Annotated in this window: 23 protein-coding genes and 1 pseudogene; 16 read left to right on the top strand and 8 right to left on the bottom strand. The window is 49.4% G+C overall.

The features are described 5' to 3' along the window. Positions 1 to 29 precede the first annotated feature (29 nt). Complete coding sequence (gene apbC / locus CRO57_RS03915) at positions 30 to 1,214, bottom strand: iron-sulfur cluster carrier protein ApbC (RefSeq protein WP_425291266.1); 1,185 nt, start codon at positions 1,212 to 1,214, stop codon at positions 30 to 32. Between the two features lie 353 nt (positions 1,215 to 1,567). Here apbC and mobA point away from each other — a divergent pair, with 353 nt between their 5' ends. The 8 genes from mobA (at position 1,568) to CRO57_RS03875 (ending at position 9,700) form a co-directional block, all read left to right on the top strand. After that, complete coding sequence (gene mobA, locus CRO57_RS03910; protein ID WP_210200748.1) at positions 1,568 to 2,326, top strand: molybdenum cofactor guanylyltransferase MobA; 759 nt, start codon at positions 1,568 to 1,570, stop codon at positions 2,324 to 2,326. Positions 2,327 to 2,364: 38 nt separating this feature from the next. After that, positions 2,365 to 2,919: a molybdopterin-guanine dinucleotide biosynthesis protein B gene (gene mobB, locus CRO57_RS03905; RefSeq protein ID WP_097152068.1), complete on the top strand. Its 555-nt coding sequence runs from the start codon at positions 2,365 to 2,367 to the stop codon at positions 2,917 to 2,919. Positions 2,920 to 3,354: 435 nt separating this feature from the next. Then, a complete protein-coding gene (locus CRO57_RS03900) occupies positions 3,355 to 4,131 on the top strand; it encodes an ABC transporter substrate-binding protein (protein WP_097152067.1) in 777 nt (258 codons plus the stop codon). Positions 4,132 to 4,201: 70 nt separating this feature from the next. Continuing rightward, positions 4,202 to 4,906, top strand: coding sequence for an ABC transporter permease (locus tag CRO57_RS03895; protein ID WP_097152066.1), 705 nt, complete (start codon positions 4,202 to 4,204; stop codon positions 4,904 to 4,906). Continuing rightward, entirely contained in the window at positions 4,906 to 5,748 is an 843-nt protein-coding gene (locus CRO57_RS03890; RefSeq protein ID WP_170955938.1) for an ABC transporter permease, read from the top strand. Before CRO57_RS03895 ends, CRO57_RS03890 begins: the two co-directional genes overlap by 1 nt. A 166-nt stretch (positions 5,749 to 5,914) precedes the next feature. Beyond that, complete coding sequence (gene glyS / locus CRO57_RS03885; RefSeq protein ID WP_097152065.1) at positions 5,915 to 7,987, top strand: glycine--tRNA ligase subunit beta; 2,073 nt, start codon at positions 5,915 to 5,917, stop codon at positions 7,985 to 7,987. 63 nt (positions 7,988 to 8,050) lie between these two features. After that, positions 8,051 to 8,662, top strand: coding sequence for a pyridoxamine 5'-phosphate oxidase family protein (locus CRO57_RS03880; protein WP_097152064.1), 612 nt, complete (start codon positions 8,051 to 8,053; stop codon positions 8,660 to 8,662). A 165-nt stretch (positions 8,663 to 8,827) separates the two neighbouring features. Further along, a complete protein-coding gene (locus CRO57_RS03875) occupies positions 8,828 to 9,700 on the top strand; it encodes an NAD(P)-dependent oxidoreductase (protein WP_097152063.1) in 873 nt (290 codons plus the stop codon). 268 nt (positions 9,701 to 9,968) lie between these two features. On the opposite strand, the gene CRO57_RS03870 is transcribed toward CRO57_RS03875, so the two are convergent. Together CRO57_RS03870 and CRO57_RS03865 are read right to left on the bottom strand one after the other, a co-directional pair. Continuing rightward, a complete protein-coding gene (locus tag CRO57_RS03870; protein WP_097152062.1) occupies positions 9,969 to 10,448 on the bottom strand; it encodes an Lrp/AsnC family transcriptional regulator in 480 nt (159 codons plus the stop codon). Positions 10,449 to 10,691: 243 nt separating this feature from the next. Then, on the bottom strand, positions 10,692 to 11,345 hold the full coding sequence (locus CRO57_RS03865; RefSeq protein ID WP_244580005.1) for a uracil-DNA glycosylase family protein: 654 nt from the start codon (positions 11,343 to 11,345) through the stop codon (positions 10,692 to 10,694). Positions 11,346 to 11,553: 208 nt separating this feature from the next. On the opposite strand from CRO57_RS03865, the gene CRO57_RS03860 reads away from it, so the two are divergent. Further along, the gene (locus tag CRO57_RS03860; protein WP_097152061.1) at positions 11,554 to 13,098 is read left to right on the top strand and encodes a sensor histidine kinase; all 1,545 of its coding nucleotides are present in this window, start codon (positions 11,554 to 11,556) and stop codon (positions 13,096 to 13,098) included. 81 nt (positions 13,099 to 13,179) lie between these two features. Here the strand turns inward: CRO57_RS03860 and cobT are convergent, their stop codons facing one another. Then, positions 13,180 to 14,211 (bottom strand): nicotinate-nucleotide--dimethylbenzimidazole phosphoribosyltransferase, encoded by a 1,032-nt coding sequence (gene cobT, locus CRO57_RS03855; RefSeq protein WP_097152060.1) that lies wholly within the window; start codon positions 14,209 to 14,211, stop codon positions 13,180 to 13,182. 258 nt (positions 14,212 to 14,469) lie between these two features. Here cobT and CRO57_RS03850 point away from each other — a divergent pair, with 258 nt between their 5' ends. The 3 genes from CRO57_RS03850 (at position 14,470) to CRO57_RS03840 (ending at position 16,372) form a co-directional block, all read left to right on the top strand. After that, on the top strand, positions 14,470 to 15,357 hold the full coding sequence (locus CRO57_RS03850; protein ID WP_097152059.1) for an adenosylcobinamide-GDP ribazoletransferase: 888 nt from the start codon (positions 14,470 to 14,472) through the stop codon (positions 15,355 to 15,357). A 39-nt stretch (positions 15,358 to 15,396) separates the two neighbouring features. After that, complete coding sequence (locus CRO57_RS03845) at positions 15,397 to 15,594, top strand: DUF1289 domain-containing protein (RefSeq protein ID WP_244580004.1); 198 nt, start codon at positions 15,397 to 15,399, stop codon at positions 15,592 to 15,594. Positions 15,595 to 15,688: 94 nt separating this feature from the next. Next, positions 15,689 to 16,372: a retropepsin-like aspartic protease family protein gene (locus CRO57_RS03840; protein WP_097152058.1), complete on the top strand. Its 684-nt coding sequence runs from the start codon at positions 15,689 to 15,691 to the stop codon at positions 16,370 to 16,372. Between the two features lie 10 nt (positions 16,373 to 16,382). On the opposite strand, the gene CRO57_RS03835 is transcribed toward CRO57_RS03840, so the two are convergent. Together CRO57_RS03835 and dusA are read right to left on the bottom strand one after the other, a co-directional pair. Then, positions 16,383 to 17,210, bottom strand: coding sequence for a sulfite exporter TauE/SafE family protein (locus CRO57_RS03835; RefSeq protein ID WP_097152057.1), 828 nt, complete (start codon positions 17,208 to 17,210; stop codon positions 16,383 to 16,385). Positions 17,211 to 17,342: 132 nt separating this feature from the next. Beyond that, positions 17,343 to 18,323, bottom strand: coding sequence for a tRNA dihydrouridine(20/20a) synthase DusA (gene dusA / locus CRO57_RS03830; protein WP_097152056.1), 981 nt, complete (start codon positions 18,321 to 18,323; stop codon positions 17,343 to 17,345). Between the two features lie 248 nt (positions 18,324 to 18,571). Between dusA and CRO57_RS03825 the strand changes: the two are divergent. Both CRO57_RS03825 and CRO57_RS03820 read left to right on the top strand, forming a co-directional pair. Further along, a pseudogene (locus CRO57_RS03825) lies at positions 18,572 to 18,739 on the top strand (pyocin activator PrtN family protein); the annotation flags it as partial. 83 nt (positions 18,740 to 18,822) lie between these two features. Continuing rightward, positions 18,823 to 19,443, top strand: a complete 621-nt coding sequence (locus CRO57_RS03820; RefSeq protein ID WP_097152054.1) for a hypothetical protein — start codon at positions 18,823 to 18,825, stop codon at positions 19,441 to 19,443. Positions 19,444 to 19,537: 94 nt separating this feature from the next. Here CRO57_RS03820 and CRO57_RS03815 read toward each other — a convergent pair whose 3' ends face one another. Both CRO57_RS03815 and CRO57_RS24370 read right to left on the bottom strand, forming a co-directional pair. Beyond that, positions 19,538 to 20,191, bottom strand: a complete 654-nt coding sequence (locus CRO57_RS03815) for a helix-turn-helix transcriptional regulator (RefSeq protein WP_097152053.1) — start codon at positions 20,189 to 20,191, stop codon at positions 19,538 to 19,540. Beyond that, positions 20,184 to 20,957: a hypothetical protein gene (locus CRO57_RS24370; protein ID WP_141401176.1), complete on the bottom strand. Its 774-nt coding sequence runs from the start codon at positions 20,955 to 20,957 to the stop codon at positions 20,184 to 20,186. Before CRO57_RS24370 ends, CRO57_RS03815 begins: the two co-directional genes overlap by 8 nt. A 544-nt stretch (positions 20,958 to 21,501) precedes the next feature. Between CRO57_RS24370 and CRO57_RS03805 the strand changes: the two genes are divergently transcribed. Both CRO57_RS03805 and CRO57_RS03800 read left to right on the top strand, forming a co-directional pair. After that, a complete protein-coding gene (locus CRO57_RS03805; protein ID WP_097152051.1) occupies positions 21,502 to 22,470 on the top strand; it encodes a YheT family hydrolase in 969 nt (322 codons plus the stop codon). Between the two features lie 77 nt (positions 22,471 to 22,547). Further along, complete coding sequence (locus CRO57_RS03800; protein WP_097152050.1) at positions 22,548 to 23,573, top strand: adenosine deaminase; 1,026 nt, start codon at positions 22,548 to 22,550, stop codon at positions 23,571 to 23,573. The last annotated feature ends 296 nt before the right edge of the window (positions 23,574 to 23,869 follow it).

Below are 23,869 nucleotides of genomic sequence, written 5' to 3'. Positions count from 1 at the left end.
TGTTTCAATATTAGAGGAAATGCCCTCTTTTATTCGATGATGATCTTTGGAGCTTCCCTGCCCGCTCCGGCCAACTCTCCGGCCATGATGCGGGCAATCTCACGATAGATTTTCGAATGCTCATTATCGGCATCTGTCGCAACAATCGGACGACCGGAATCGGAGCGCTCGCGAATATCCATGTGGAGCGGCACTTCACCAAGGAATGGCACACCAATCTTATCTGCAATCTCGCGCGCTCCACCATGACCAAAGACATCATGGCGCTCACCGCAAGATGGGCAGAGGAAATAGCTCATATTCTCGACCACACCGAGAATTGGAATGTTGACTTTTTCAAACATTGCAATGCCTTTGCGTGCATCAAGCAAGGCCAAATCCTGAGGTGTGGAGACGATCACGGAGCCGGAGAGCGGCACCTGTTGTGCCATGGTCAACTGAATATCACCCGTTCCAGGAGGCATATCGACCACCAGAACATCCAACTCACCGTCGATATCCCATTTTACATCGCGCATCATTTGCGTCAGCGCAGAGACCACCATGGGACCACGCCAAATCATCGGCGTATCTTCGTCCACCAGAAAGCCAACTGACATGGCTTTGAGGCCGAACCCTTCCATCGGCTTCAAGATCTTGTCCTTGTAAGCCATCGGACGGCCTTTGATACCCAAAAGACGCGGAATGGATGGCCCGTAAATATCGGCATCCAGAATGCCGACCTTCAATCCATTGGCCTGCAAAGCAAGAGCCAGATTGACAGAAGTCGTTGATTTACCTACGCCGCCCTTGGCGGAAGATACAGCAACAATATTCTTCACGCCTTTGACATCCAGCTTATGTCCACCTGCAGCTCCTTGAGGTGCTTTGGGCTTGGCTGCCGCAGGTTTTACCCCGGGCTTAGCTGGTGGAGGCAAAGAAGGACCTGAGCCGGGCTTGCGTTCTGCAGTCAGGGCGACCATGACCTTCTCAACACCTGACAGCGATTTGACTACCTCTTGTGCCTTTTCGCGCAAAGGTTCCATTGCATTGGCCTGTTCAGCATCAACAGTCAGCGAGAAAATAACAGAGCCTTCATTGATGAAGATATCGGAGACCATACCAAGCTCAACGATATCCGGGCCGCCAGTCTCCAGTTTCAACTTTCTCAAGACATCCTGAATCTGATCAGTCGTCACATTGCCTGCTGGCACTTTGTTTTTTTTCCAGAACACGGGAAATCCCTCAAATTGGTTCCTGCCATGCACACAAACTATCTTCTCGCCGGGGTGGAATGAAGATAATATCAGCGCATGGTTCCTGTCTTGCCCCCTTTTGCCCTGCTCATGATGTCAGGTCAATGCGTCCGGTGGGCAATGGGCAGGCTATTTGCCACATGTTGGGCTCACATTGTTCATCGTCAAGGGCAATTGGTCTTTTCTTTTCGATTATAAATCAGAACATCAAGGAGCAGGAATGATTGTGCGTAACAGTCTGCCAATCTACCGCAAAGCTTTGGCAAAGAGAGCTTTTCTCCTATAGTCCGCTTAGCCCCAAGTCCAGACCAATCCAATCGGACCCTTCCACCATGTCAGATACCGTCATCCATTTTAGCACCCAGGAACTAGCCGAACTGGACAAAACAGCGATGGAGGCCAGCGAGGCTGGATTTTATGGAAAGCCGGTTCTGGCCAATCGCTGGGCTCACAGGACTGTTGGCTTGGTTCTGGCTGGCGGCCGATCCAGCCGAATGGGGGGAGAAGACAAAGCCTCTTTGACATTGGAAGGTCAAAGCCTTCTGAAGCGGGTTGAAGAACGTCTCAAGCCTCAAGTGGCGAATCTCATCATCAGCAGCAATGCAGACCCTGTTACTTTGGACAGCAATGCCCTTGTTCTGGCAGATGAGATTGAGGGTTATGCGGGACCTTTGGCAGGCCTTCTCGCCGGTATGCGCTGGGCACAGAAAAATGTGCCACAAGCGTTCTGGATGACTTCCGCCGCTGTGGACACACCTTTCTTTCCGCAAGACCTTGTCGACCGCCTTGTCATGTCCCAGGGAGCACCTCAACCCTGCATCGTATTGGCACAATCTGGCGATCGCAGACATCCCGTTTTTGGTCTTTGGCCCGTCATGCTCGCAGATAGCCTTGAGGCCTTCTTAAAGGATGGCAATCACAAGGTTGGCATGTGGGCAGATAGTCATTCCAATAGTCGTGCAATCTTTGGCGGCCCGATCGTAGATGGAGATATCGAGATTGATCCTTTCTTCAATATCAATGAGCCAGATGATCTGGAAGTTGCCCGCGTCATTGCGCAAGAGCTGGACAAACTACCAAACGACAACTGACACTTGATGATCTGACAAGTGAGATGGAGACAGAAAAGATGAGCAATCGCGGTTTCTTCAATGCCCATGGACATCGTGTTTTTGGGATAACTGGTTGGAAAAACTCCGGCAAAACCACACTCGTGGTTCGACTGGTCGAGGAATTGGTACGTCGGGGTTATAAAATCTCTACCATCAAACATGCTCATCACAAATGTGATATAGACAAGCCCGGCGCAGACAGTTTTCGTCACCGGGAAGCCGGGGCCGGAGAAGTGGCACTTGTTGCTGCTGGCACCCGTTGGGCCATCATGCACGAATGCCGTGATGAACCGGAACCGCTGCTGGGTGATATCCTGCCCAAACTCTCCCCGTGTGATTTGGTGCTGATTGAAGGTTACAAAAAGGAAGGCTTTCCCAAGATAGAGGTGCGCCGCGCCGAAGCCAAGCATCACGACCCGCTGGCCCCGAAAGACAACATGATTGTAGCACTGGCTAGTGATCACCCGAACAATCTGGAAGGCTCAGAAGGATTGCCGATCTTCAATCTGGATGACGTGAATGCCATAGCTGATTTTGTGGTTGCCCACACGGATCTGCCAGGCAAGGGATAGTGCTTCGCATAAGTGGTGCCGTATTTTAACGCCTAAAAACTCCAATTTGACGGAGCAAAATCTGAGTGATGTAAAACCCCTGAGACAGCTTGCCTCACCCCCGTTTTAGCATTTTGTCGACTTCAACAAGCAGTTTGTTCCTGATGTCGCTTATGTCGGCATTTTTTGTAGACCCCTGCGCCCCAAAAAACTGCCACTTTTCCACGATGGCGGCACAATCTTCCAAAAATCAAACCCTACAAATACAATAATGCTGCAAAAGTAATATCAATGAGCGCATTGTGAGGCCGTTCATAAGGTTTGCATTTCTCTATTGTCATCAAGACTAAAATAATGGGAATATGCAGACAAGCGAGGCTCAGTGTGGTCTTGCGCATTTAAAGAAGGCCTTCAAAGGCCCAAAGCATTATACAATATGCAAGAGGGAAGAAATCCATGCGTTTCATGAAAAAACTTGCTCTGACGGCTGCTGCTGTTCTGATGGTGGCTGGTGCTGCCGAAGCCGCTGACAAAATCCGTATCGGTACCGAGGGTGCTTATCCTCCATTCAACAGCCTGACCAAAGACGGCAAGCTGGTTGGTTTCGATATCGATATTGCCAATGCTCTTTGCGCTGAAATGAAGGTTGAGTGTGAGTTTGTTGTACAGGATTGGGATGGAATGATCCCTGCCCTGATGGCCAATAAGTTCGATGCAGTGATCGCCTCCATGTCCATCACTGAAGAGCGTCTGAAGAAAATCGACTTCTCCGAGAAATACTACAACACCCCACCTGCGATCGCGGTGCCTAAGGATTCCGACATGAAAGATGCTTCTCCTGCATCTTTGAAAGGTAAAATGATCGGTGCCCAGTCTTCCACCACTCACTCTGAATATGCAGAGAAGAAACTGGAAGGCATCGAACTGAAGCTGTACCCGACTCCTGACGAGTACAAGCTGGATCTCGAATCCGGTCGTATCGACGGTGCAGTTGAAGACATCGTGGTTCTGGATGAATGGGTAAAATCTGATAAGGGTGCATGCTGCAAGATCCTTGCTCCTTTGACCCCCGATCCAAAAATCAATGGTGCTGGCGCAGGTGTTGCCGTTCGTAAAGGCGAAACCGAGCTAGCCAACAAATTCTCTGCTGCCATCAAAGCTATCCGTGCAAATGGCGTCTATAAAGAGATCAACGACAAATACTTTGAATTTGACGTTTACGGTGGTGAATAATCCCATCTCCAAGCATTGATATAACCCGGCGAGCTTCTCGCCGGGTTTTCTTTAGGATGGCAGATCAACTATGGAATTGTTATCGTTACTCTCGTACGGCGATGCAGGCTGGGGGGATGAGATACTTAGTGGCATATGGGTGACCATATCTCTGGGTCTTGCTACGCTTCCTTTTGGCTTGTTACTTGGTTTTTTTCTGGCGTTGGGCATCAATTCGCGCGAGCCCAGTTTGCAGGTATCAGCCAAAATCTTCACCACAATCTTCCGCGGTCTACCTGAATTGCTGACCCTGTTCATCGTATTTTACGGAGCGCAAATTCTCGGCAATTTTCTTTTTCAGAAGGTCTTTGGCATCAATATAGAGATCAATTCCTTTGTTGCCGGCATGATCGCACTGGGTTTTGTGTTCTCCTCCTATGCCAGTGAAGTTTTTCTCTCTGCGTTCAAAGGCATCAATCAGGGGCAATATGAAGGGGCTTCTGCTCTGGGACTGTCACGTTTTCAGACCATGCGCCTGATCATCTTACCGCAATTAATCAAACTCGCCTTGCCTGGCCTTTCCAATCTTTGGTTGATCTTGCTGAAAGAAACCTCTCTTGTTTCAGTCATCGGCTTGGCGGACACAATCCGTGTTACTGGCATTGCCGCGCGCGTCGAGAAAGAACCATTTCTGTTTTTCAGCCTTGCCTGCCTGATCTATTTGGCTTTGACCTTCCTCTCATCAGTCGGTCTCGAAAAAATTGAGAAAACAGTGCGCCGTGGGGAGGTTCGATAATGAGTGAAGCTTATGTCGCTTCCGAGATGATCTCATCGCGCCCTCGCCCTGCCGAGGCCCGCAAAAGCGAGTGGTCCGTTGGTAAAATACTGGGCCTTATGAGTGTAGTATCCTGGATTGCAGCAGGAATCGCCCTGATTGTTTTTCTGATTACATCTTACGACCCTGCCCAGATCGAGAAATATGGTCCCCGATATTTTGATGGTTTCCTAACCACTCTGAAACTGGTCGCCATCTCTGTCACCATCGGTGCAGCACTGTCTCTTCCCATTGCTTTCGGCCGAATGTCTTCCAACAAGATTTTACGTGGCTTCAGCTTTGGTTATATCTATTTCTTCCGCGGCACCCCTCTGCTCGCCCAGCTCTTCCTGCTCTATTATGGCTTTGGATCCTTCCGCTCATTCTGGCAGGATGTAGGGCTTTGGTGGTTCTTCCGCGACGCGTGGTCCATCGCATTGCTGTCATTCTCGCTGAATACCGCCGCCTATCAGGCCGAGATCTTGCGCGGAGCCATCATGAATGTGCCCAAAGGTCAGCATGAAGGCGCAGCCAGCCTTGGCCTGCCAAACATGGTGACCTTCTTCAAGATTATCTTGCCGCAAGCCTTGATTGTTGCTCTACGCCCTTATGGCAATGAAATCATCCTGATGGTCAAAGGTTCCGCTGTTGTTTCCATTATTACGATCTTTGATCTGATGGGCCATACCCGTCGGGCATTCTCTCAAACCCTGGATTATCAGACCTATATCTATGCCGCGATCTTCTATCTGATCGTAGTGGAGGTGATGCGTCGACTTTGGGATATATTGGAGCATCGCCTGACCCGGCACTTGCGCCGCTAACTCAGATCCATCTCTCATGATAGCCCGGTTCGAGCCTCTCGTACCGGGCTTTTTTGTGGTCAAGGTGCTCGCAAACCCGGTGAACGCATTTTATAAGTGACAACGCGGCATCCAATTGCTAGTCACTCAGGCACTTACATGATTATTTCAGCCAACCGAGACGACAATGCCAGATCTTCTGCTTGAGCTTTTTTCCGAGGAAATTCCTGCCCGCATGCAACGCAAGGCAGCCGATGATTTGAAAAAACTGATCACCAATGGTCTGGTTGATGCCGGTTTGACCTATGAGGGCGCTCGGGCTTTTGCAACCCCTCGTCGTCTGACGCTGGTCGTTTCCGGTTGCACGGCTTCTTCTCCCGATATCCGCGAAGAGCGCAAGGGCCCACGCGTCGGCGCTCCTGAAAAAGCTCTGGCGGGCTTCCTTCGTGGTGCCGGTCTATCCAGCATTGATGAGGCAACCATTCAGTCCGACCCGAAAAAGGGTGACTTCTATGTGGCTGTGATCAACAAGCCGGGCCGTAAGGCGGAGGACATCATTGCCGGGCTGGTACCTGAGACAATCCGTAAATTCCCTTGGCCCAAATCTCAGAAATGGGGTGTGGCTGGAGAAGGCGCGCTTCGCTGGGTTCGCCCACTGCACTCCATTGTCTGTACATTTGGGATTGATGCAGAAGCACCAGAGGTTATCACCTTTGACGTTGATGGTATTGTAACTGGCAACACAACGGAAGGCCATCGTTTCCATGGCAAGGAACGCTTTGACGTCAAACGCTTTGACGATTATGAAGCAGGCCTGAAGGCCCGCAAAGTGATCCTTGATCTCGATGAACGTAAGGACATCATTCTGAACGACGCCAAGACCCTGGCCTTTGCACAAGGTCTGGAACTGGTCGAAGATGGTGGCTTGCTCGAAGAAGTCGGTGGTCTGGTCGAGTGGCCAGTGGTTCTGATGGGTTCCTTTGACGAAGAGTTTTTGGATATGCCGGATGAGGTGATCCAGACTTCCATTCGTGAGCATCAGAAATGCTTCGTTCTGAAAGATCAGAAAACCGGTAAACTGGCCAATAAGTTCGTACTGGTTTCCAACCTGATTGCGCCAGATGATGGTGCGACTATTGTTGCTGGTAATGAGAAGGTTGTGCGTGCACGCCTGTCTGATGCCAAATTCTTCTGGGAAACTGACTTGAAGACCGGCTTGGAGACACGCCTCTACAAGCTGGATAATATGGTCTTCCATGAGAAACTCGGTACACAGACTGAACGCGTTGAACGTTTGATCGCTCTGTCTTCTGCCCTTGCGCCACTGGTTGGTGCAGATGCAGATAAAGCCGCCCGCGCCGCCAAGCTGGCCAAAGCAGACCTTGTCTCCGACATGGTGTTCGAATTCCCTGAGCTGCAAGGTCTGATGGGCCGTTATTATGCATTGGCACAAGATGAGGATGCATCAGTCGCCGAAGCCATTGAGATGCATTACAAACCGCAAGGTCCCTCAGACGAGATTCCGAGCAATCCAGTCGCAGCTTCTGTCGCATTGGCCGACAAGCTGGATTTGTTGACCGGTTTCTGGGCGATAGATGAAAAGCCAACCGGTTCCAAAGACCCATTTGCTCTGCGTCGTGCAGCGCTTGGTGTGATCCGCATTTTGGAAGACAACAACATTCGTCTGTCTCTCTTTGACGTCTTCAAGACTGCTCGCCCTGATTTCACTCAAGGCCGTGATCTCATGGGCTTCTTTGCGGATCGTTTGAGCGTTCATCTGAAAGACAAAGGCGCACGCCATGATCTGATCGATGCGGTCTTCGGTCTCGGTAATCAGGACGATGTGCTGATGATCTCCAAGCGTGTCGAAGCGCTGGGCGAATTTCTCTCCAGTGAAGATGGTACAAACCTGCTGGCAGGTTATCGCCGTGCGACCAACATCTTGCGTGCTGAAGAGAAGAAGTCCGGCGAGACCTATAACGGTCAGGTGGAAGGCGCACATCTGGATGCGGCGGAGGAAATTGCCCTTGCCGCAGCCATTGATACCGCTCGTTCCGCAGCTGTTGAGGCGGTTGAAAAAGAAGACTTTGAAGCTGCGATGTCTGCGTTAGCAGCACTGCGTGCTCCTGTCGATGCATTCATGATAGAGGTACACGTGAATGATGAGCGGGCCGAGGTTCGTGAGAACCGCCTGAAGATGCTCAACCAGATCAGGGAGACCACCAGAACGGTGGCAGACTTCTCCAAGATTTCAGGATAAAATCAGGCGGCTTCGAGCCGCCTTTTTTAATGACTTAGTCTTTTTGAAATCAGGAAATCCATTATGACAATCATGCGTTCAAAAGAAGATCTACGTGCCCTCTACGGTCATCCCAAGCCAATACCGACCAATAAGGTGATTGATCATGTCGATGACTATTGCCAGCGTTTCATTGCTCTCTCCCCTTTCCTCGTTCTCTCAACTCAGGGCAAGGACGGTTTGGTCGATATCTCTCCACGAGGAGATGCGCCGGGCTTTGTAGAGATCGAGAATAAAATCTCTCTGCTTATTCCAGATCGTCGAGGCAATAATCGCATCGATACGCTGGAGAATCTGATTGAGAATCCAGCTATTGGCATTCTCTTTCTGGTGCCTGGTATGGATGAAACACTGCGCATTCAAGGTGTTGCAGAGATCGAAACAGATTCCGAGTTGTGCGCCCACTTCAGTGTGCAAAACAAAACCCCAAAATCGATCATCCGTGTCAAAGCACAGGAGGTCTATTTCCAGTGTGCAAAAGCTTTGATGCGCTCCAAGCTATGGGCTGGGGACTATGCGATTGAACGATCTTCTTTCCCGGCCATGGGGGAAATCATGAAAGCCCATACACAACTGGATGGTCCGGCAGAGACGCGCGAAGAGATGTTGGAGCGCTACAAGGACATGATGTATTGACATTCCTTCACGATGGACAATCAAAAGAGTTCTCTGCTCCCTCCCCTGCAAAATTGTTTCCAGACAATATGATGGCCTGACAAAGCGGATTTGCTTGTCTATTGTTCGCATAAATCAAAACGGGCCGGTGAATGGCCCTCCTTCCCATAAATTGAGGAGAGAGACATGGCAAAAGTTGCATTCATTGGCCTTGGCGTGATGGGCTACCCGATGGCGGGATATTTGAAGTCCAAAGGCGGACATGCTGTGACCGTCTATAACCGCACAACTGCCAAAGCTCAAAAATGGGTAGAAGAGCACGGTGGGGACTATGCTGAAACACCTGCCAAAGCAGCGGAAGGAGCGGATTTTGTTTTTGCCTGCGTGGGCAATGACGATGATTTGCGTTCGGTTACCACTGGCCCTGACGGTGCATTTGCTACCATGAAGCCAGGTTCCATCTTTGTCGATAACACCACTGCATCTGCTGAAGTCGCACGCGAGCTCTATCAAGACGCCAAGGATATCGGCGTCGGTTTCATTGATGCTCCCGTGTCTGGTGGCCAAGCTGGCGCCGAGAATGGTGTGTTGACTGTCATGTGTGGTGGCGATGAAGCCATTTTTGCGCAAGCCAAACCAGCAATCGAATGCTTTGCGCGCATGGTTGGCCTGATGGGCGCATCTGGCGCTGGCCAATTGACCAAGATGGTCAACCAGATTTGTATTGCAGGTTTGGTTCAAGGCCTGTCTGAAGGCGTGCATTTCGCCCAGAAAGCTGGCTTGGATGTTGATGCAGTTGTAGATGTGATCTCCAAAGGAGCAGCGGGATCCTGGCAGATGGAGAACCGTGCCGGCACCATGGCCAAGGGTGAGTTCGACTTCGGCTTTGCTGTAGACTGGATGCGTAAAGATCTCTCGATTGTTCTGGACGAAGCCCGTAACAATGGCGCCCGCCTTCCAGTAACTGCCAGTGTCGATCAGTACTATGCGCAAGTGCAGGGCATGGGCGGCAATCGTTGGGACACATCTTCCCTTGTAGCACTTTTGAACCGCGACTAATCAAGACTGGCTGGGTGGCAAAACCGCCCATCCATTTTCTTTCGAATACGCTTGTCTTGGTTCGCTTCGCTCACCAAAACGTATCTTGTGGCTGCAATCGCCGGGACACATCTTCTCGTCGCTCTGCTTGATCACGACCGAGAATTACAATGTGGGCTATCCACCTAAAACAAGAAAGCCCGCTTCTTCAATGAAGAAAGCGGGCTTTTCTTTGTCGAGATAGCGCCAAGCTATCATAGGAGAGCCTAACCTTTTGTGTCGCAGAAGGTCAGCGAGGCTCTTTTTCCGGCAGATAATTCAGCGGCAATGCCGTGGTGTATTTTATCTGCTCCATTGCAAATGTAGTAGAGATATCGCCAACTTCAATACGACCGATCAGTTTTTTGTAAAAAACATCATAGCTTTCGATATCCGGTACAACCACACGCAACAGATAATCTACCTGTCCGGCCATGCGGTAAAACTCGACCACTTCCGGAAAGTCGCGAATAACATCTGCAAAGCGCTTCAGCCAATCAGAGGAATGTTCCGTGGTCGTAACCGCTACAAAAGCTGTGACTTTGGCATTGACCTTTTCCGGATCAAGGATGACCACACGACCAGTGATAACACCTTCTTCTTCCATTTTCTGGATTCGTCGCCAGCAAGGTGTGGTTGAAAGGCCAACCCGGCGGCCAATTTCCGCCACGGGCATAGTCGCGTCCTCTTGCAGGATCTGTAGAATTCGACGATCAAGACGGTCCAACATTTTTCAATCCAACCTTTAGCAGTCAACAATTCGGAAATTCATTCCAACAAACATTGCCTAACTTCAAATTTATAGAAATTCATTCTCAAACACAAGGTTTCATAACACCAAATAGCTCATACTTCTCATTTAATATTAATTTTGCAAACTTCCGAAAATTAAGGCGTTCTCCATAGCAGCTTCACATCTTCGTTCACATAATTTGTCATACTTTCCCGATCAGTCCAAAATTTTGCAGATATATCAACATGTCAAACGTCTGACCTCCTGTTTCAGCAATGGAAGAACCTGATCTTCAAACCATGGATTGCGCTTCAACCAACCAGAATTTCTCCAGGAAGGATGAGGCAAAGGAAGCAATTGGGGTTTCTGGGAATTTTCGAAAATCTCTACTGCATTTCTTACAGTCTCGGTCAGAGTTTTCTTGCGTAACTCTTTCATATGATAGCGCTGGGCATATTGACCAATCACCAAAACCAATTCTATCTGCGGCATGAGTTCAAAAAGTTGATCATGCCACAGCTCTCGACACTCCTTTCGCGGTGGCAAATCCCCTCCCTTTTTGTCCCAACCAGGAAAGCAAAAACCCATTGGGACGATCGCAATCCGGTTTTCGTCATAAAAGAGATCACGATCAATGCCCATCCATTGGCGCAAACGATCCCCTGACGGATCATTGAATGGAAGAGAACTTTCGTGCACGCGAATTCCCGGTGCCTGCCCTGCAATACAGATGCGCGCTGAGCTGGAAAGGCGCACAACAGGATTGGGTTCGTGGGGTAACTGGACACCAACCGGATTGTCTCGACATCGACGACAGGATTCGATCTCATGCCGGAGATCTTCAAGCTGTCTTTCCCGCTGTTTTCCCACCATTTTGATCCCTGTTTTACCCATGTCGACCGGTCTAAATAAATCCTTGTTCCAGCACCATATGGAATTTCAATTTTAATAATATAAATCAACTATTTATATAGTTTCCACAAATCTGATTTAACGAGCAATTAACCATCTTCCTGAGGGGGATTTTAAGACATTTGTTTCAAAGTTGCATAAAAATAAACGTGATGACTTGAGCATCCCTTCACTAGAGGCATTCTTTTTCATGGCTGGAGCCCAAAGCGTTCGCCGCTCGAAAGAAAATGACAGTCGGGGCATAAACAGTAAACGTGCGGCACGCCGTCGCGCAGTTTTGCGTACCGTGCATGATGTTCGCGAACAGTTGAACACGACCAATGGCTATCGGCCATCGTTTCAGCATGAACTGACCATGATGTACGCCAAAAACCGCACCAGTGCTTCCTTGGCCATTCCTTTGCTTTTGCTGATTGTTGGTGCAGTGTCCACTCTGTGGGCAACACCGTTGCATACTCTGTCCTGGATTGCTGCGGCTTTTGTTGCTCATCTGGTCATGCTGATGCTGGCACGCAAGTTCGAAGATTTGCCGCAGGAAGATCTTGATCTGAGTAGCTGGAAGCGCCGTTTCTTTGTTGGAGACCTCTTTTCGGGCATCATCTGGGCGAGTATTTTACTGCTGCCAACACAAAAAGACGTAGCCTATCTGGCCGAATTTCATTTCGCCATCATGCTGATCGTGGTGGCGGTCTCCACCATGCTTTGCTTCACCCTGCCTGCCAGCACCTGGGCGGGAACTCTGCCAATTTCGGCTGTTGTGATCGGCACTGCCGTGTTGAATGCCGAAAACATGGACATGACGCTCTCACTGCTCGCAGTCGGGTCCATGTTCTTCTTCCTGATGCTCGCAAATCGGCTTTATCGCTCGACACTGGCCATGCTGAACTTCCGCATGGAGAAGGATTTTCTGATCGCGGAGCTGGAACAAGCCAAGGCCATTTCTGACGAGTCTCGTCGTCAAGCCGAGGAAGCCAATACGGCCAAGAGCCGTTTTCTGGCCACCATGTCACATGAATTGCGCACGCCACTCAACGCCATTCTCGGCTTTTCCGAAATCATGCAGAATGAAGTTCTCGGGCCGTTACCAAATGACAAATATCGAGAATATGTCGGTGACATCAACAGTTCGGGCAGCCATCTTTTGAACCTGATCAATGAGATTCTCGATCTTTCTCGCATTGAGGCCGGGCGCTACAAGCTGAATGAAGAAGCGGTCACTCTGAGCTATGTGGCAGAGGATTGCGAGAACTTGCTAAGACTGCGCGCCCGCAATAAAGACGTCACCATTCGTCTGGAACTGGATTTGAACTTGCCAAAGCTTTGGGCGGATGAACGTGCCATGCGTCAGGTCATGCTGAATTTGCTGACCAATGCCGTGAAATTTACCCCACCGGGTGGCGAAATCACTCTATTGGTCAAGCCGACCGAAGATGGTGGGCAATATATTCAGGTCAAGGATACTGGCCCTGGCATTCCAGAAGACGAAATACCAACCGTTCTCAGTGCCTTTGGGCAAGGTTCCCTTGCCATCCAGTCTGCTGAAGATGGATCCGGTCTTGGTCTGTCGATTGTTCAGGCACTCGTTCAAATGCATGATGGTGAGTTTGATCTCAAATCCACCTTACGGGTTGGTACCACGGTCACGGCAACCTTCCCCCCATCCCGTGTTATGGATGTACTTCCAATACACCAGGATAGAAATCAGGGCCGCATTCAACTCAAACGCGCTATTTAAGCTCAAAGCTTGAATATGTTGCAAAGCAAAAGGCGATCTTTCCAGATCGCCTTTTGCTTTATTCTGAATATCTCTGGAAGCTTAGTTTTCTGCGGGACCATCTACCGAGGCCTGCTCGAATGTCGCCATGCCTTCATGGATCTGAACAGCAGCTTTCACGATGCCCGCCGCCAATGCAGCACCGGATCCCTCGCCCAGACGCATGCCGAAATCAAACAGAGCTTTGACACCCATCGCATCCAGAGCGCGCGAATGAGCGCTTTCAGCAGAAACATGGGCAAAGATGCAGTGATCCAGAGCCGCCTTGTCCAGCGCATAAAGAACGGCAGCAGCGGAACTCGCTACAAAGCCATCAACGATGACTGGAATATTTTGCAAACGAGCTGCAAGGATCGCACCCACCATAGCGGCAATTTCGCGTCCACCCAACCTGCGCAGCACTTCCAGCGGTTTATCCAGATTACCATCATGAAATGCCAGAGCTTTCTCGACAGCATCAACTTTGCGCTTCAGGCCTTCATCATCCACGCCTGTCCCGCGACCACACCAATCGGCAGCATCGCCACCAAATAATGCGGCATAAATGGCAGCGGCGATGGTTGTGTTGGCAATGCCCATCTCGCCAATGCAAAGAAGATCAGTGCCGCCTGCAATGGCTTCCATACCGAAGGCAATGGTGCGTGCGCAACTCATCTCGTCCATGGCGTCTTCGCGTGTGATATCACCAGTTGGAAAATCAAGTGCCAAATCGAAGACTTTCAGGCCCAGATCATTGGTGATACAGAGCTGGTTGACCGCCGCACCCCCAGCCGCAAAATTTTCGACCATCTGCTGGGTCACAGACGCGGGATAAGCAGAGACACCTTGATTTGCCACGCCATGGTTGCCTGCAAAAACAGCAACCAGTGGGCGCAACACCTTTGGTGGCGCCTGACGCTGCCAAACAGCAACCCACTCTGCCAGATCCTCAAGACGGCCAAGCGATCCTGCCGGTTTGGTCAACACTGCATCACGCGCCCTTACCGTGGCACGAGCATCTTCATCTGGTCCGGCCATCTGATCAATCAAGGACAGAATATCATCGAATGGCATTCCGGTCGCAGAAGTGGTCATGGTCTCTTACCCTTTTTGGTTTCGACAATCGGGCGCTTTTCTTTACCAACCCCGACATTTCAGGCTTTTTTGCCACGCTGGTTTATGGCACTCTTCTCACCGCTCACCCGGTCTTGATCTGGCAATCCTCAGCTAAGCTTGGATGTTGCCTCAAGATCCTGATATTACGATGTGCTATGGCCAATCTGCCAATTGCCACGTGCCGAGATATACCGGGATGCAGTCAAAGAGCAAGATGTAAAGCGTGAGAGTGACCTTATGTCTGACAGTAAAAACCACGATGAGCCTACATCCGACAAAAATACCGGATTTTTCGACATGCTGGATCGTGTTCAACGCGATGCACGCCATTGGCTTCATGACTTTCGCGACTGTCTGGCCTTTTTCTCCCGCATTCCTGTCGCCACACTCTTCGGTCCCGTAAGTGATGGACTTCCAGACTTTGAGCGCGCCAGCAGAACCCTGCCACTGGTCGGATTATTGCTTGGTCTTCTTTCGCTTGTACCGGCCACGCTTTTTGATGCGATAGCTCTTACCGCTCCGCTGCCGCCAATGTTGCTGGCTGGGCTTACACTGGCGACCATGGCTCTGCTTACTGGTGGCCTGCATGAAGATGGCTTGGCTGATATGGCCGATGGTTTCGGCGGTGGTCACACAATCGAGCGCAAGATCGAGATCATGAAAGATAGCCGACTTGGCTCCTTCGGCGCACTGGCCTTGTTGTTCTCGGTTCTGATCCGCTTCAGCATCCTGTCCTATTTGTTTGAGAATTACGGTGTCTGGACCGGTGGAGTTGCGTTTCTGGCTTCAAGCATGGTCTCTCGTGTTCCGATGTTACATGTCTGGTATACGTTGCCTGCTGCACGTCTTCATGGTCTCTCATCTGTCGCCGGTCAGCCAACCACCAGTTCCTATGGAATCGGGGTTGCATTCGCTGCCATTGTAACGGGCTGTCTGATTGTCCCCTATTTCGGGCTGGTTGCCGCCCTCTCAGCCTTTGTAGGGGTAGTTTGTGCCAGCGGCTATATGGTCTGGCTTTCAAAGCGCCATATTCGTGGACAAACAGGCGATGTTCTGGGGGGATCTCAGCAAATCGGCGAAATTGCCTTTGGTGTCGGTTTGCTTTTGCTGGCCTCTGCCGGATAATCCCTTTTTCTTTTCAGATCATTTCAAGAATGGTGACTTATGGCGATCCAGTCTCCTTGTGTAAAATCCTGTCGGTTGGATGAGCAAAGCCAGCTTTGCTTTGGTTGCGGTCGACATATGGATGAGATTGTCAATTGGCGCAGCTTTAGTGATGAAGAGCGGACGATCATCATGGAAGAGCTGTCTTCCCGATTGGAGGAGCATTTCCCACTCCAGTCGACTGTCGCCTCGCAATAATCTTTTTTCATTCCTATATAGAGAATAGAGATAGCCAATATCGGAAGATTTGAATGCTTCGGCTATCGCTCAATGTGAACAAGGAATATTTTGAATGTTTTATGTCCTGATGGGTCTGATTGTCACCGCTGCCGCCGTGTTGATGTTCAATCACGAAGCAGGCGAAGTGTTTGGTCTTCCCATTGAGCAAGTCGCAGCCGTCACCGTTCTCTCCTCCTGGCTTATCTATCTGGCTGCAGGTCGCTTTCGCTCCCTTGGCTCCATGGCACAATCTCTGAAGCAATTGGCCGTTTGGGTGCTGATCGGCTTCGGACTTGTTCTTGCCTATAGCTTCAAGGATGATGCCAAAATGCTTGTGGGCCGTGTTGCGGGTGAATTGGTCCCCGGCATGGGTATTCAATCCAATTCCGGCAGTGTTACCTTCCCGCGTTCTGGTAATGGACATTTCATGGTTCTGGCCAAGGTGAATGGTAGAGAAGTACCGATGCTGGTGGATACCGGTGCCACCTCGGTTGTGCTGTCCTATGAAGATGCACAAGCAGCTGGCCTGAACCCGGAAGGCCTTCAATTTTCCACACCCGTATCCACCGCCAATGGCCGAACCAAAGCCGCGCGTTTGATGCTGAATTCCGTCGATGTCGGCGGTATTCATCGCGGACGTGTCCCAGCCATGGTTTCCCAGCCTGGTGCCTTACGCGAGAGCCTGCTCGGCATGAGCTATCTGGAAAAACTGGGCAGTTGGTCCGTTTCCAATGATCGTTTGACGTTGCAACCCTGATTGTTTCACCTTATGCCCATAGAGCGTAAATGAAACGAATGGCGACGATGCTCAAAAAGATCCCAAAGGCGCGCGTCAGCACGCTTTTGGGCAGACTATGAGCAATCTTCACACCCAAAGGCGCAGTGTAGATCGTAATTGGAATGATCAGGGCTACGGCCAGCAGATTGACAAAGCCCAGCGAGAAATCTGGCAGCGCTTCCTTACCCCAGCCTGCCCAGATGAAGCCAAGCGTCCCAGGAATGGAAATCAGCACACCGACGCCAGATGATGTCGCCACAGCCTGATGGATCGGACGATTATACAAGGTCATGAAGGTGTTATTGAGAACGCCGCCGCCAATCCCCATGAGAGAAGACAACAGGCCGATCATAACACCAGCGGCACCACGACCAGTCGCGCCAGGCAAATCTTCAGCCAAGCGCCAACTTTCCTTTCCAAACATCATCTTCAACGCCACCACAAAGGCTATGGCGGCAAAGACGGCCTTCAGACCGTCCGCCGAGATATAACTTACGGCCAGCGAGCCGATCACTACCCCTATGGGCACCGAGACAAGATAGTTTTTAAGCAGGTCCTGATCGACTGCATCCCTGCTTTTGTGGGAGAAATAGGACCGCAAAGAAGTCGGCACTATCACAGCCAGCGAGGTACCCACGGAAAGATGCATGCGCACCGCATCCTCAACACCTAACGTGCCCAGAAACTGATAGAGAACCGGCACCATCACCGCACCGCCACCGATGCCAAAGATTCCGGCCAGAAGTCCAGCGACGGCCCCTGCCCCCATCAATGCAAGCGCAAGGGAAATGAGCATCGGATCAAGGGTTGCTGGCATTTGGGGTGAGTTCCCGGGAGAGCGCACATGAAGCAATATGCTGCTGCATGACTAAATTTCTGATGAACGCAGTTATCATCATTGAAAAGATCGGGTCAAGCCCGCTTGGTGGTAAGGCCGTCAGCGAACGGTTCAGCGCAAAGCAGCCAAAGCATTGATGATGACTTCCGACCCTGCATCAGGTTTGACGGCATCTACGGTCATGATCTGCCGCCAACGACGCGCACCGGGGCGTCCTTGAAAGAGACCCAACATATGGCGTGTCACATGATTGGCCCGACCACCCTTGGCGATATGCTTGTCGATATAGGGGATCATCGCTTCCGCAGCCTGAAACAGGTCAGCATCTTCCACTTTCTTGCCATAGATGCGACGGTCAACCTCGGCCAGAATTGCCGGAGAATGATAAGCTGCACGCCCCAGCATGGCTTCATCCATGATGGCAAGATGATCTTCAGCCTGATCCAGCGTTTCAATGCCACCATTGATGCCAACCGGCACGTTGGGCAGACGCTGTTTCAGACGATAGACGCGGTCATAATTGAGCGGCGGAATATCACGATTTTCCTTTGGGCTCAGACCTTGTAGCCAGGCTTTTCGTGCATGAACAGTGATGGAATCACAGCCTTCAACCAGCACTTGATCCACCAAGGTGTCCAAGGCCTGCTCTTCATCCTGCTCATCAATGCCTATACGGCATTTGACGGTGACAGGAATGCTCACGGCCGCCTTCATGGCTTTGACACCATTGGACACCAGGTCCGGTTCGGCCATCAGGCAGGCACCGAACTTTCCAGACTGCACGCGATCAGAGGGACATCCGACATTGAGATTGATCTGATCATAGCCCCAATCCTCACAAATCCGGGCAGCTTCAGCCAGCTCTTTCGCATCAGACCCACCAAGCTGAACAGCGATTGGGTGCTCGACATCATCAAAGCCCAAGAGGCGCTCCCGATCCCCATGGATCACCGCCCCGGTTGTCACCATCTCGGTATAAAGCAGCGCTTCTTTGGACAGTTGACGATGAAACACCCGGCAGTGACGGGTCGTCCACTCCATCATGGGCGCCACGGAAAACACCTTAGTCATTGATTTTATATTGCTATCCATCTTGTTCAACGACTTGCTCGCAGGTTTGGATTGACGATCTTTGCTTGCATCTGGGCATATCAGCCTATTCGGGCCACTGACTTACGCTTTTGCGGGAGGAAATTCAAGATAGTGTTGTTTCCGGCGATATCACATTTGTCAGGAGTTTCGAGCTATGCCGACTATCTAAGCGACACTTGCTCCCTTTAGCGAGATGATCAATAGATTGTAACGCCGTAAACTAGCGACTTCGACTTTTCAGCCTCACCCATCAAAAATTCATGCGCAAACTAAATGACGGACAGATCGACCTGCCCGTCATCCGCATGGAAAACAGCCAAAAATGCAAAAAAGGCGTCCACGTCCAGGACCTGGCCGACTATATAGAAAAACGCCGCAAAGCCGCCCAAAAAGAACATCAAGCGTTTTTTGGGTAAATTGAGCATTTCGCAACAATCAATCAAACTTCCATGCATTATGAGACTCCACAACTTATGCGGAATCGCCCTATTAATCGGGCATGTGGAACATATTCAAAAATATTGGCTATCTGGCGCTCGGAGCCCTCATTACCGTCGCGATTGAAGCGATTTTCCGAATTATCTCACCGAATGATCAAGCATTGCTCGCATGGCTTACCAGCATGTGGGGTGAGGCCGTGACTTGGCTGGAAGCACTGGTTGGCACTCAGCCCTTTCCATATGTGGTCACAGCTCTTGGAGCGGTACCATTCGGCTTTTATGCCAATGAGTTCGCCCGTTGGTATGACAACCGCCATAAACGCCACCTAAAGGCCATGACACCCGACTTGGAGGAAGCTTATCAGGCAGCAAGGAATCTCGTACAAGACTTTGTTGGCTGGCACATGGCGCCGAGAGAGTGGGACTGGCGCATAAAAGATGTCGCCAAGCTGGACACAGTCATAATCAAATTAGACGAACTCGGATTTGCCCGAACAGAACGCCACTGGTCCGAATATTTAGAAAACGCCCAAGCGATGTCGTTTCTTTCGCAAACGTTCGCCGCCATCCTCGAATATGCCAAAGCAGAACAGATTGAGCGAGCAAAGGTCACAATGCAGCAGGCCGTAGATCATATTGACGGGATCGACCCAGACAAGAAAGATAAACTGCTGCTGTAGGCGAGATTGAAGTGATCAAATAAACTATCTAAACATTTTTTTACAAACCTTATAAAATACATTCGAAAAATATAAACACCCCTAATACAAACCATCATAAATACAAACTTTTACTTATATAACCAAGCCTAAATAATTTAACAACAGCCTCAAGTCTATTTATAGATTCAGTCTTCCTCTTAACATTAGAAACATGTGTATATACTGTATTTTCTGAAATCCCCAAGGCATCAGCTATTTCCTCATTCCCCCTTCCGTTTATTATAAAACTAAAAACCTCAATCTCTCTCTTGGAAATATGCAATTTAATTCCATTTTTGCTTCTTTCGTATAAACATGCACGATCCATTACTTCCATACGAAGCCTTGCAACAAGCTTAAACTCTTTGTTATTCAAAAAGCTTGCAATTGTTTTACTAAGGTATGGATACTCATACAAATGACTGAAATCCCTCACTAGGGTTTCCGCGATCTGCTTTTTCTGACCAACATGCTTCAGACCATTCAGATCGTGATATGCATAAAGCCCGAGGTCGCCTAGATTGGCTCTAAGAGGGCAGTCATAATAAGCAATATCCCGTATCGCATTCTCACTGACACTACACATCTCAGTAACTACGTCTTCTTTGGTAATCTCTTGGATATACAAACAATTGGATTCTGACCCGCTAAAAACCGGCGTGGCAAAGCAAGGATATGGGGTTACCGCAACCCCTCCAATCAGCTTAAAAAGCGGTTCTTCAGCCATAGAAACCTTCACTTTTGTAAAATCTATTAGCCTCTGCAATTATTGCTCGAGCGTCTTCCGAGGGCCGCGCGTGAGGACATAGGTAATGCAGGGGTTTCGCACCAAGCTCCACTTCGATAAAATCTCTAACAAATTTATCATCAAGAAGTTGCTCAGGAAGAATTACCGCAAGAACGTTCCGCTTATTTATAATAATTTCATCAGAAACTTGAAATTCAATAGCGCCTCTACGATCATCACTTTTTGTTTTTGACTTGTCTCCAACTATAGATAAATAAGCTTCCACCTCAATATCCATTACTGATGGAGTAATTTTATTCGCAACTATCCCCTTCATGTAATTTTCGTTATTTTCAAAAAAAGTAGAAACAGTCTTCTCTGCTGTCTTCATTTCAGGCTTGAGTGAAAAATCGTTTACATCCATTTGCGGATGTAACGAAGAGTCATAGAATCCATTTACATAGGCGCCACTGTCAAATGGAAACATTCGTACAAACTTCCCCAATACTTCAGCTCTCAGAATTATTCCTACCAAATAGAATGCAGATAATGAGTTTGGATCTTCTCCAATATGCTTACGATAGCAAGGTTTTCCATAAAAAAAATACGACAGGCGCTCACCAAAAACAGGACAGTTCATAGGCTTAAGTTTACGATCACCGTCAATCAAATCACGCAAAACATACCAATCAGTTGTATGAACGATCGGCAGAGTTGGCCCACATGGTTGGTTACTCTCTACAAAAGAGCTAAAACGTTGCTTCATTATTCCCTAGAAACTAATAGACCCAAATGATTTGTTCTGAACATTACACCCAAAGCAAAGGCTCATTGCAATCAAAAGATGCATTATTGAACATAGAACTTGGCTTAATCAACCAGCAATCAAACGTAGTTTGCATGCCATAGCTCAAATGCCTAAATACAACATTTCGTGCAACAAGAAGAATGAGCTACCGATAAGACACTGTTCTAAAATAATAAAAAAACCTATAGAAATCCAATCCGTCATCGACGTCGGGAAAATACCTTAGTCATTGATTTTATATTGCTATCCATCTTGTTCAACGACTTGCTCACAGGTTCGGATTGTCTGTCCATGCAGGTTTCGAGGCACATTGGCCCATTCGGGCCACTGACTTACGCTTTTGTGGGGGGAATTTCAAGATGGTGTTGTCTGGACTGAAACAACAAGACATCACATTTGAGACTTTGTATGAACTTAGGATTGCGTTCTCCCGTAGTAAGTAGATAGATGAACCAAGGCGCAAACCTTGTTGCAAGACGGCCCTCCTTTGAAGTAAAAACCAATGTCCTTATCTTTTAACCGTTCCATATCCCCCCTCGCTCATCTCAACACCATCTTTGGCAATAATGGACCTCGGAAATGGTTGGTGAAGGCCATGGTTCGGGGGCTGGAGCGGGAGAGCTATGAGTTTGTATTGCCTTGCCGGGATGGAGTTCAATTGCATGGGGTATATAGTCCCAATTCAAATGATGACGGCCGGCTGGCGGTTCTGATCCATGGATGGGAAGGATGTTACACGTCCACCTATTTGATGTCGGCGACAAACCATCTGCATCGCAATGGCTATTCTGTCTTTCGCCTGCATTTGCGCGATCATGGGCCGACGCATCATTTGAATGAAGCGCCATTTTTGGCCATTCGGCTTGAGGAAGTATTGGAGGCTTTGAGTTCGCTAAAAGAGATGCTGCCCGGCAAGCGCTTTTATTTGGCCGGCTTCTCGCTAGGTGGAAACTTTGCTGTACGAATTGCGGCCAATGCCAATCGCCATGATTTGCCCATTGAACGCGCACTGGCTCTTTGTCCACCGGTCGATCCAGAACGAGTGAGCTGGGCCATTCAGAGAAGTGCAATCTACAATCGCTATTTCGTGCGCAAATGGCAGAAGTCTCTTGCTACCAAGCTCTCGCTCTATTCGGCCTTTGGGGATCATGCCGATCTGCAGGATCATACCGACATAATGGCCTTGCAGGAAGATTTCATTCCTCGCTTTTCGCATCATGAGACTGCCAGCAGCTATTTTGCTGCCTATGGTCTGACGGAGCAAAATCTTAAAAGCATGGATGCGCCCTGTCATCTGCTTTTCACCAAGGATGATCCTGTCATACCAGTTGAAGATTGCTCATTATTGCCTGAACTGGAGGGTTTGAGTTCTGAGATCGCGGCGACCGGAGGCCATTGTGGTTTTGTCAAAGCTCTAGGGCTTTTCTCCTGGGCGGATGATTACATTCTGTCTCATTTCAATAAAAAATAGAGACGCTTTATACTCTTGGTTGAAGGCGACATATGTTAGACTGACGCCTTTAGAGTCTGGAAGAAAATGGGGTTTATATGAGTGATCTTGCGTCAAAACTGATTGATAATTTGCCGAAAGCCGAGCTGCATTTGCATATTGAAGGGACGTTGGAGCCGGAAATGATGCTGCGACTTGCCAAGCGCAACAAGATCTCCCTGCCCTATAAAGATGTCGAAGATGTACGCAAGGCCTATGAGTTTGACTGCCTGCAGGATTTTCTCGATCTTTATTATCTTGGCATGTCCGTGCTACTGACCGAACAGGATTTCTTTGATCTTACCTGGGCCTATCTGGAACGCGTGCATCAGGATGGCCTCACTCATGTCGAGTTGTTCTTTGATCCGCAAGCCCATACCGATCGCGGTGTGAGCTTTGAGACCGTGTTGGGCGGCCTCACGTCTGCTTTGGAGCAAGCACAGAGAGAGATGGGCATCAGCTCCAAACTGATCATGTGCTTCCTACGGCATTTGCCAGAAGAGCAAGCCTTTGACGCGCTGGAATGTGCCTGCAAACATAAAGAGCATATTTTCGGGGTTGGGCTGGACAGTTCAGAAAAAGGCTTCCCTCCTCCATTGTTTGAACGGGTTTTTGCAAAAGCACGCGAAGAAGGCTTTGTGCCTGTCGCGCATCTGGGCGAGGAAGGCACAGCGGAGAATGTACGAGAAGGGCTGGATCTTTTGAAAGTTGAGAGGGTGGACCATGGTAATCATGCACTGGATGATCCCGCCCTCACCCAGCGTCTCGCCGAAGCTCAGACACCACTGACCATGTGCCCGATCTCCAATTGGCGCCTGAAAGGCATCCCAACGCTTGCTCATAGCCCGGTGAAAAAGGCTATGGATGCAGGTCTGCTGGTGACCGTCAACTCAGATGATCCAAGCTATTTTGGTGGCTATCTGAATGACAATTATCGGGCCGTCTATGAGCATCTGCCACTGGTTGAGAAGGATCTGGTGACATTGGCGCAGAACAGCTTCAAGGCATCTTTCCTGTCTGATCAGGAAAAGCAGATCCAGCTGGATGCAATTGACGCAATCGTCGAGAAACATCGCCACGAATGATACATAACGATGTCCGTGCGCCACAAACCCATAAGAATAGAAGAATCACCTATATGTTAGCGGTACCAATTTGGCCGCAATCAGGGCTTATTTGTGACAAGTGACCATGATTGGAGTGAGAAAACCTGCGGGTTTCCCACAATAGCAGTCTATATCGGAGATGAAATTGCGCACTAGTTGCGCCTTTTCTTATCTTTTACCAACCGCAGAATTCCGCGATTTTCTGTCTGTATTTTTCGACATGAAATTATAGCGATGTGCATTTTGTACGCTTTTTTAATTTAATAAATGCACTG

It is taken from the genome of Cohaesibacter gelatinilyticus (genome assembly GCF_900215605.1).
Taxonomy (GTDB): domain Bacteria; phylum Pseudomonadota; class Alphaproteobacteria; order Rhizobiales; family Cohaesibacteraceae; genus Cohaesibacter; species Cohaesibacter gelatinilyticus.
This window is presented reverse-complemented; position numbering and strand designations above follow the sequence as displayed.

What these genes read in the sequence shown, in the direction of transcription:
- mobA (WP_210200748.1), top strand. Translation starts at nt 1,568, where the DNA reads ATGTCAGATACCGTCATCCATTTTAGCACCCAGGAACTAGCCGAACTG.
- mobB (WP_097152068.1), top strand. Translation starts at nt 2,365, where the DNA reads ATGAGCAATCGCGGTTTCTTCAATGCCCATGGACATCGTGTTTTTGGG.
- CRO57_RS03900 (WP_097152067.1), top strand. Translation starts at nt 3,355, where the DNA reads ATGCGTTTCATGAAAAAACTTGCTCTGACGGCTGCTGCTGTTCTGATG.
- CRO57_RS03895 (WP_097152066.1), top strand. Translation starts at nt 4,202, where the DNA reads ATGGAATTGTTATCGTTACTCTCGTACGGCGATGCAGGCTGGGGGGAT.
- CRO57_RS03890 (WP_170955938.1), top strand. Translation starts at nt 4,906, where the DNA reads ATGAGTGAAGCTTATGTCGCTTCCGAGATGATCTCATCGCGCCCTCGC.
- glyS (WP_097152065.1), top strand. Translation starts at nt 5,915, where the DNA reads ATGCCAGATCTTCTGCTTGAGCTTTTTTCCGAGGAAATTCCTGCCCGC.
- CRO57_RS03880 (WP_097152064.1), top strand. Translation starts at nt 8,051, where the DNA reads ATGACAATCATGCGTTCAAAAGAAGATCTACGTGCCCTCTACGGTCAT.
- CRO57_RS03875 (WP_097152063.1), top strand. Translation starts at nt 8,828, where the DNA reads ATGGCAAAAGTTGCATTCATTGGCCTTGGCGTGATGGGCTACCCGATG.
- CRO57_RS03870 (WP_097152062.1), bottom strand. Translation starts at nt 10,448, where the DNA reads ATGTTGGACCGTCTTGATCGTCGAATTCTACAGATCCTGCAAGAGGAC.
- CRO57_RS03865 (WP_244580005.1), bottom strand. Translation starts at nt 11,345, where the DNA reads ATGGGTAAAACAGGGATCAAAATGGTGGGAAAACAGCGGGAAAGACAG.
- CRO57_RS03860 (WP_097152061.1), top strand. Translation starts at nt 11,554, where the DNA reads ATGGCTGGAGCCCAAAGCGTTCGCCGCTCGAAAGAAAATGACAGTCGG.
- cobT (WP_097152060.1), bottom strand. Translation starts at nt 14,211, where the DNA reads ATGACCACTTCTGCGACCGGAATGCCATTCGATGATATTCTGTCCTTG.
- CRO57_RS03850 (WP_097152059.1), top strand. Translation starts at nt 14,470, where the DNA reads ATGTCTGACAGTAAAAACCACGATGAGCCTACATCCGACAAAAATACC.
- CRO57_RS03845 (WP_244580004.1), top strand. Translation starts at nt 15,397, where the DNA reads ATGGCGATCCAGTCTCCTTGTGTAAAATCCTGTCGGTTGGATGAGCAA.
- CRO57_RS03840 (WP_097152058.1), top strand. Translation starts at nt 15,689, where the DNA reads ATGTTTTATGTCCTGATGGGTCTGATTGTCACCGCTGCCGCCGTGTTG.
- CRO57_RS03835 (WP_097152057.1), bottom strand. Translation starts at nt 17,210, where the DNA reads ATGCCAGCAACCCTTGATCCGATGCTCATTTCCCTTGCGCTTGCATTG.
- dusA (WP_097152056.1), bottom strand. Translation starts at nt 18,323, where the DNA reads ATGGATAGCAATATAAAATCAATGACTAAGGTGTTTTCCGTGGCGCCC.
- CRO57_RS03820 (WP_097152054.1), top strand. Translation starts at nt 18,823, where the DNA reads ATGTGGAACATATTCAAAAATATTGGCTATCTGGCGCTCGGAGCCCTC.
- CRO57_RS03815 (WP_097152053.1), bottom strand. Translation starts at nt 20,191, where the DNA reads ATGGCTGAAGAACCGCTTTTTAAGCTGATTGGAGGGGTTGCGGTAACC.
- CRO57_RS24370 (WP_141401176.1), bottom strand. Translation starts at nt 20,957, where the DNA reads ATGAAGCAACGTTTTAGCTCTTTTGTAGAGAGTAACCAACCATGTGGG.
- CRO57_RS03805 (WP_097152051.1), top strand. Translation starts at nt 21,502, where the DNA reads ATGTCCTTATCTTTTAACCGTTCCATATCCCCCCTCGCTCATCTCAAC.
- CRO57_RS03800 (WP_097152050.1), top strand. Translation starts at nt 22,548, where the DNA reads ATGAGTGATCTTGCGTCAAAACTGATTGATAATTTGCCGAAAGCCGAG.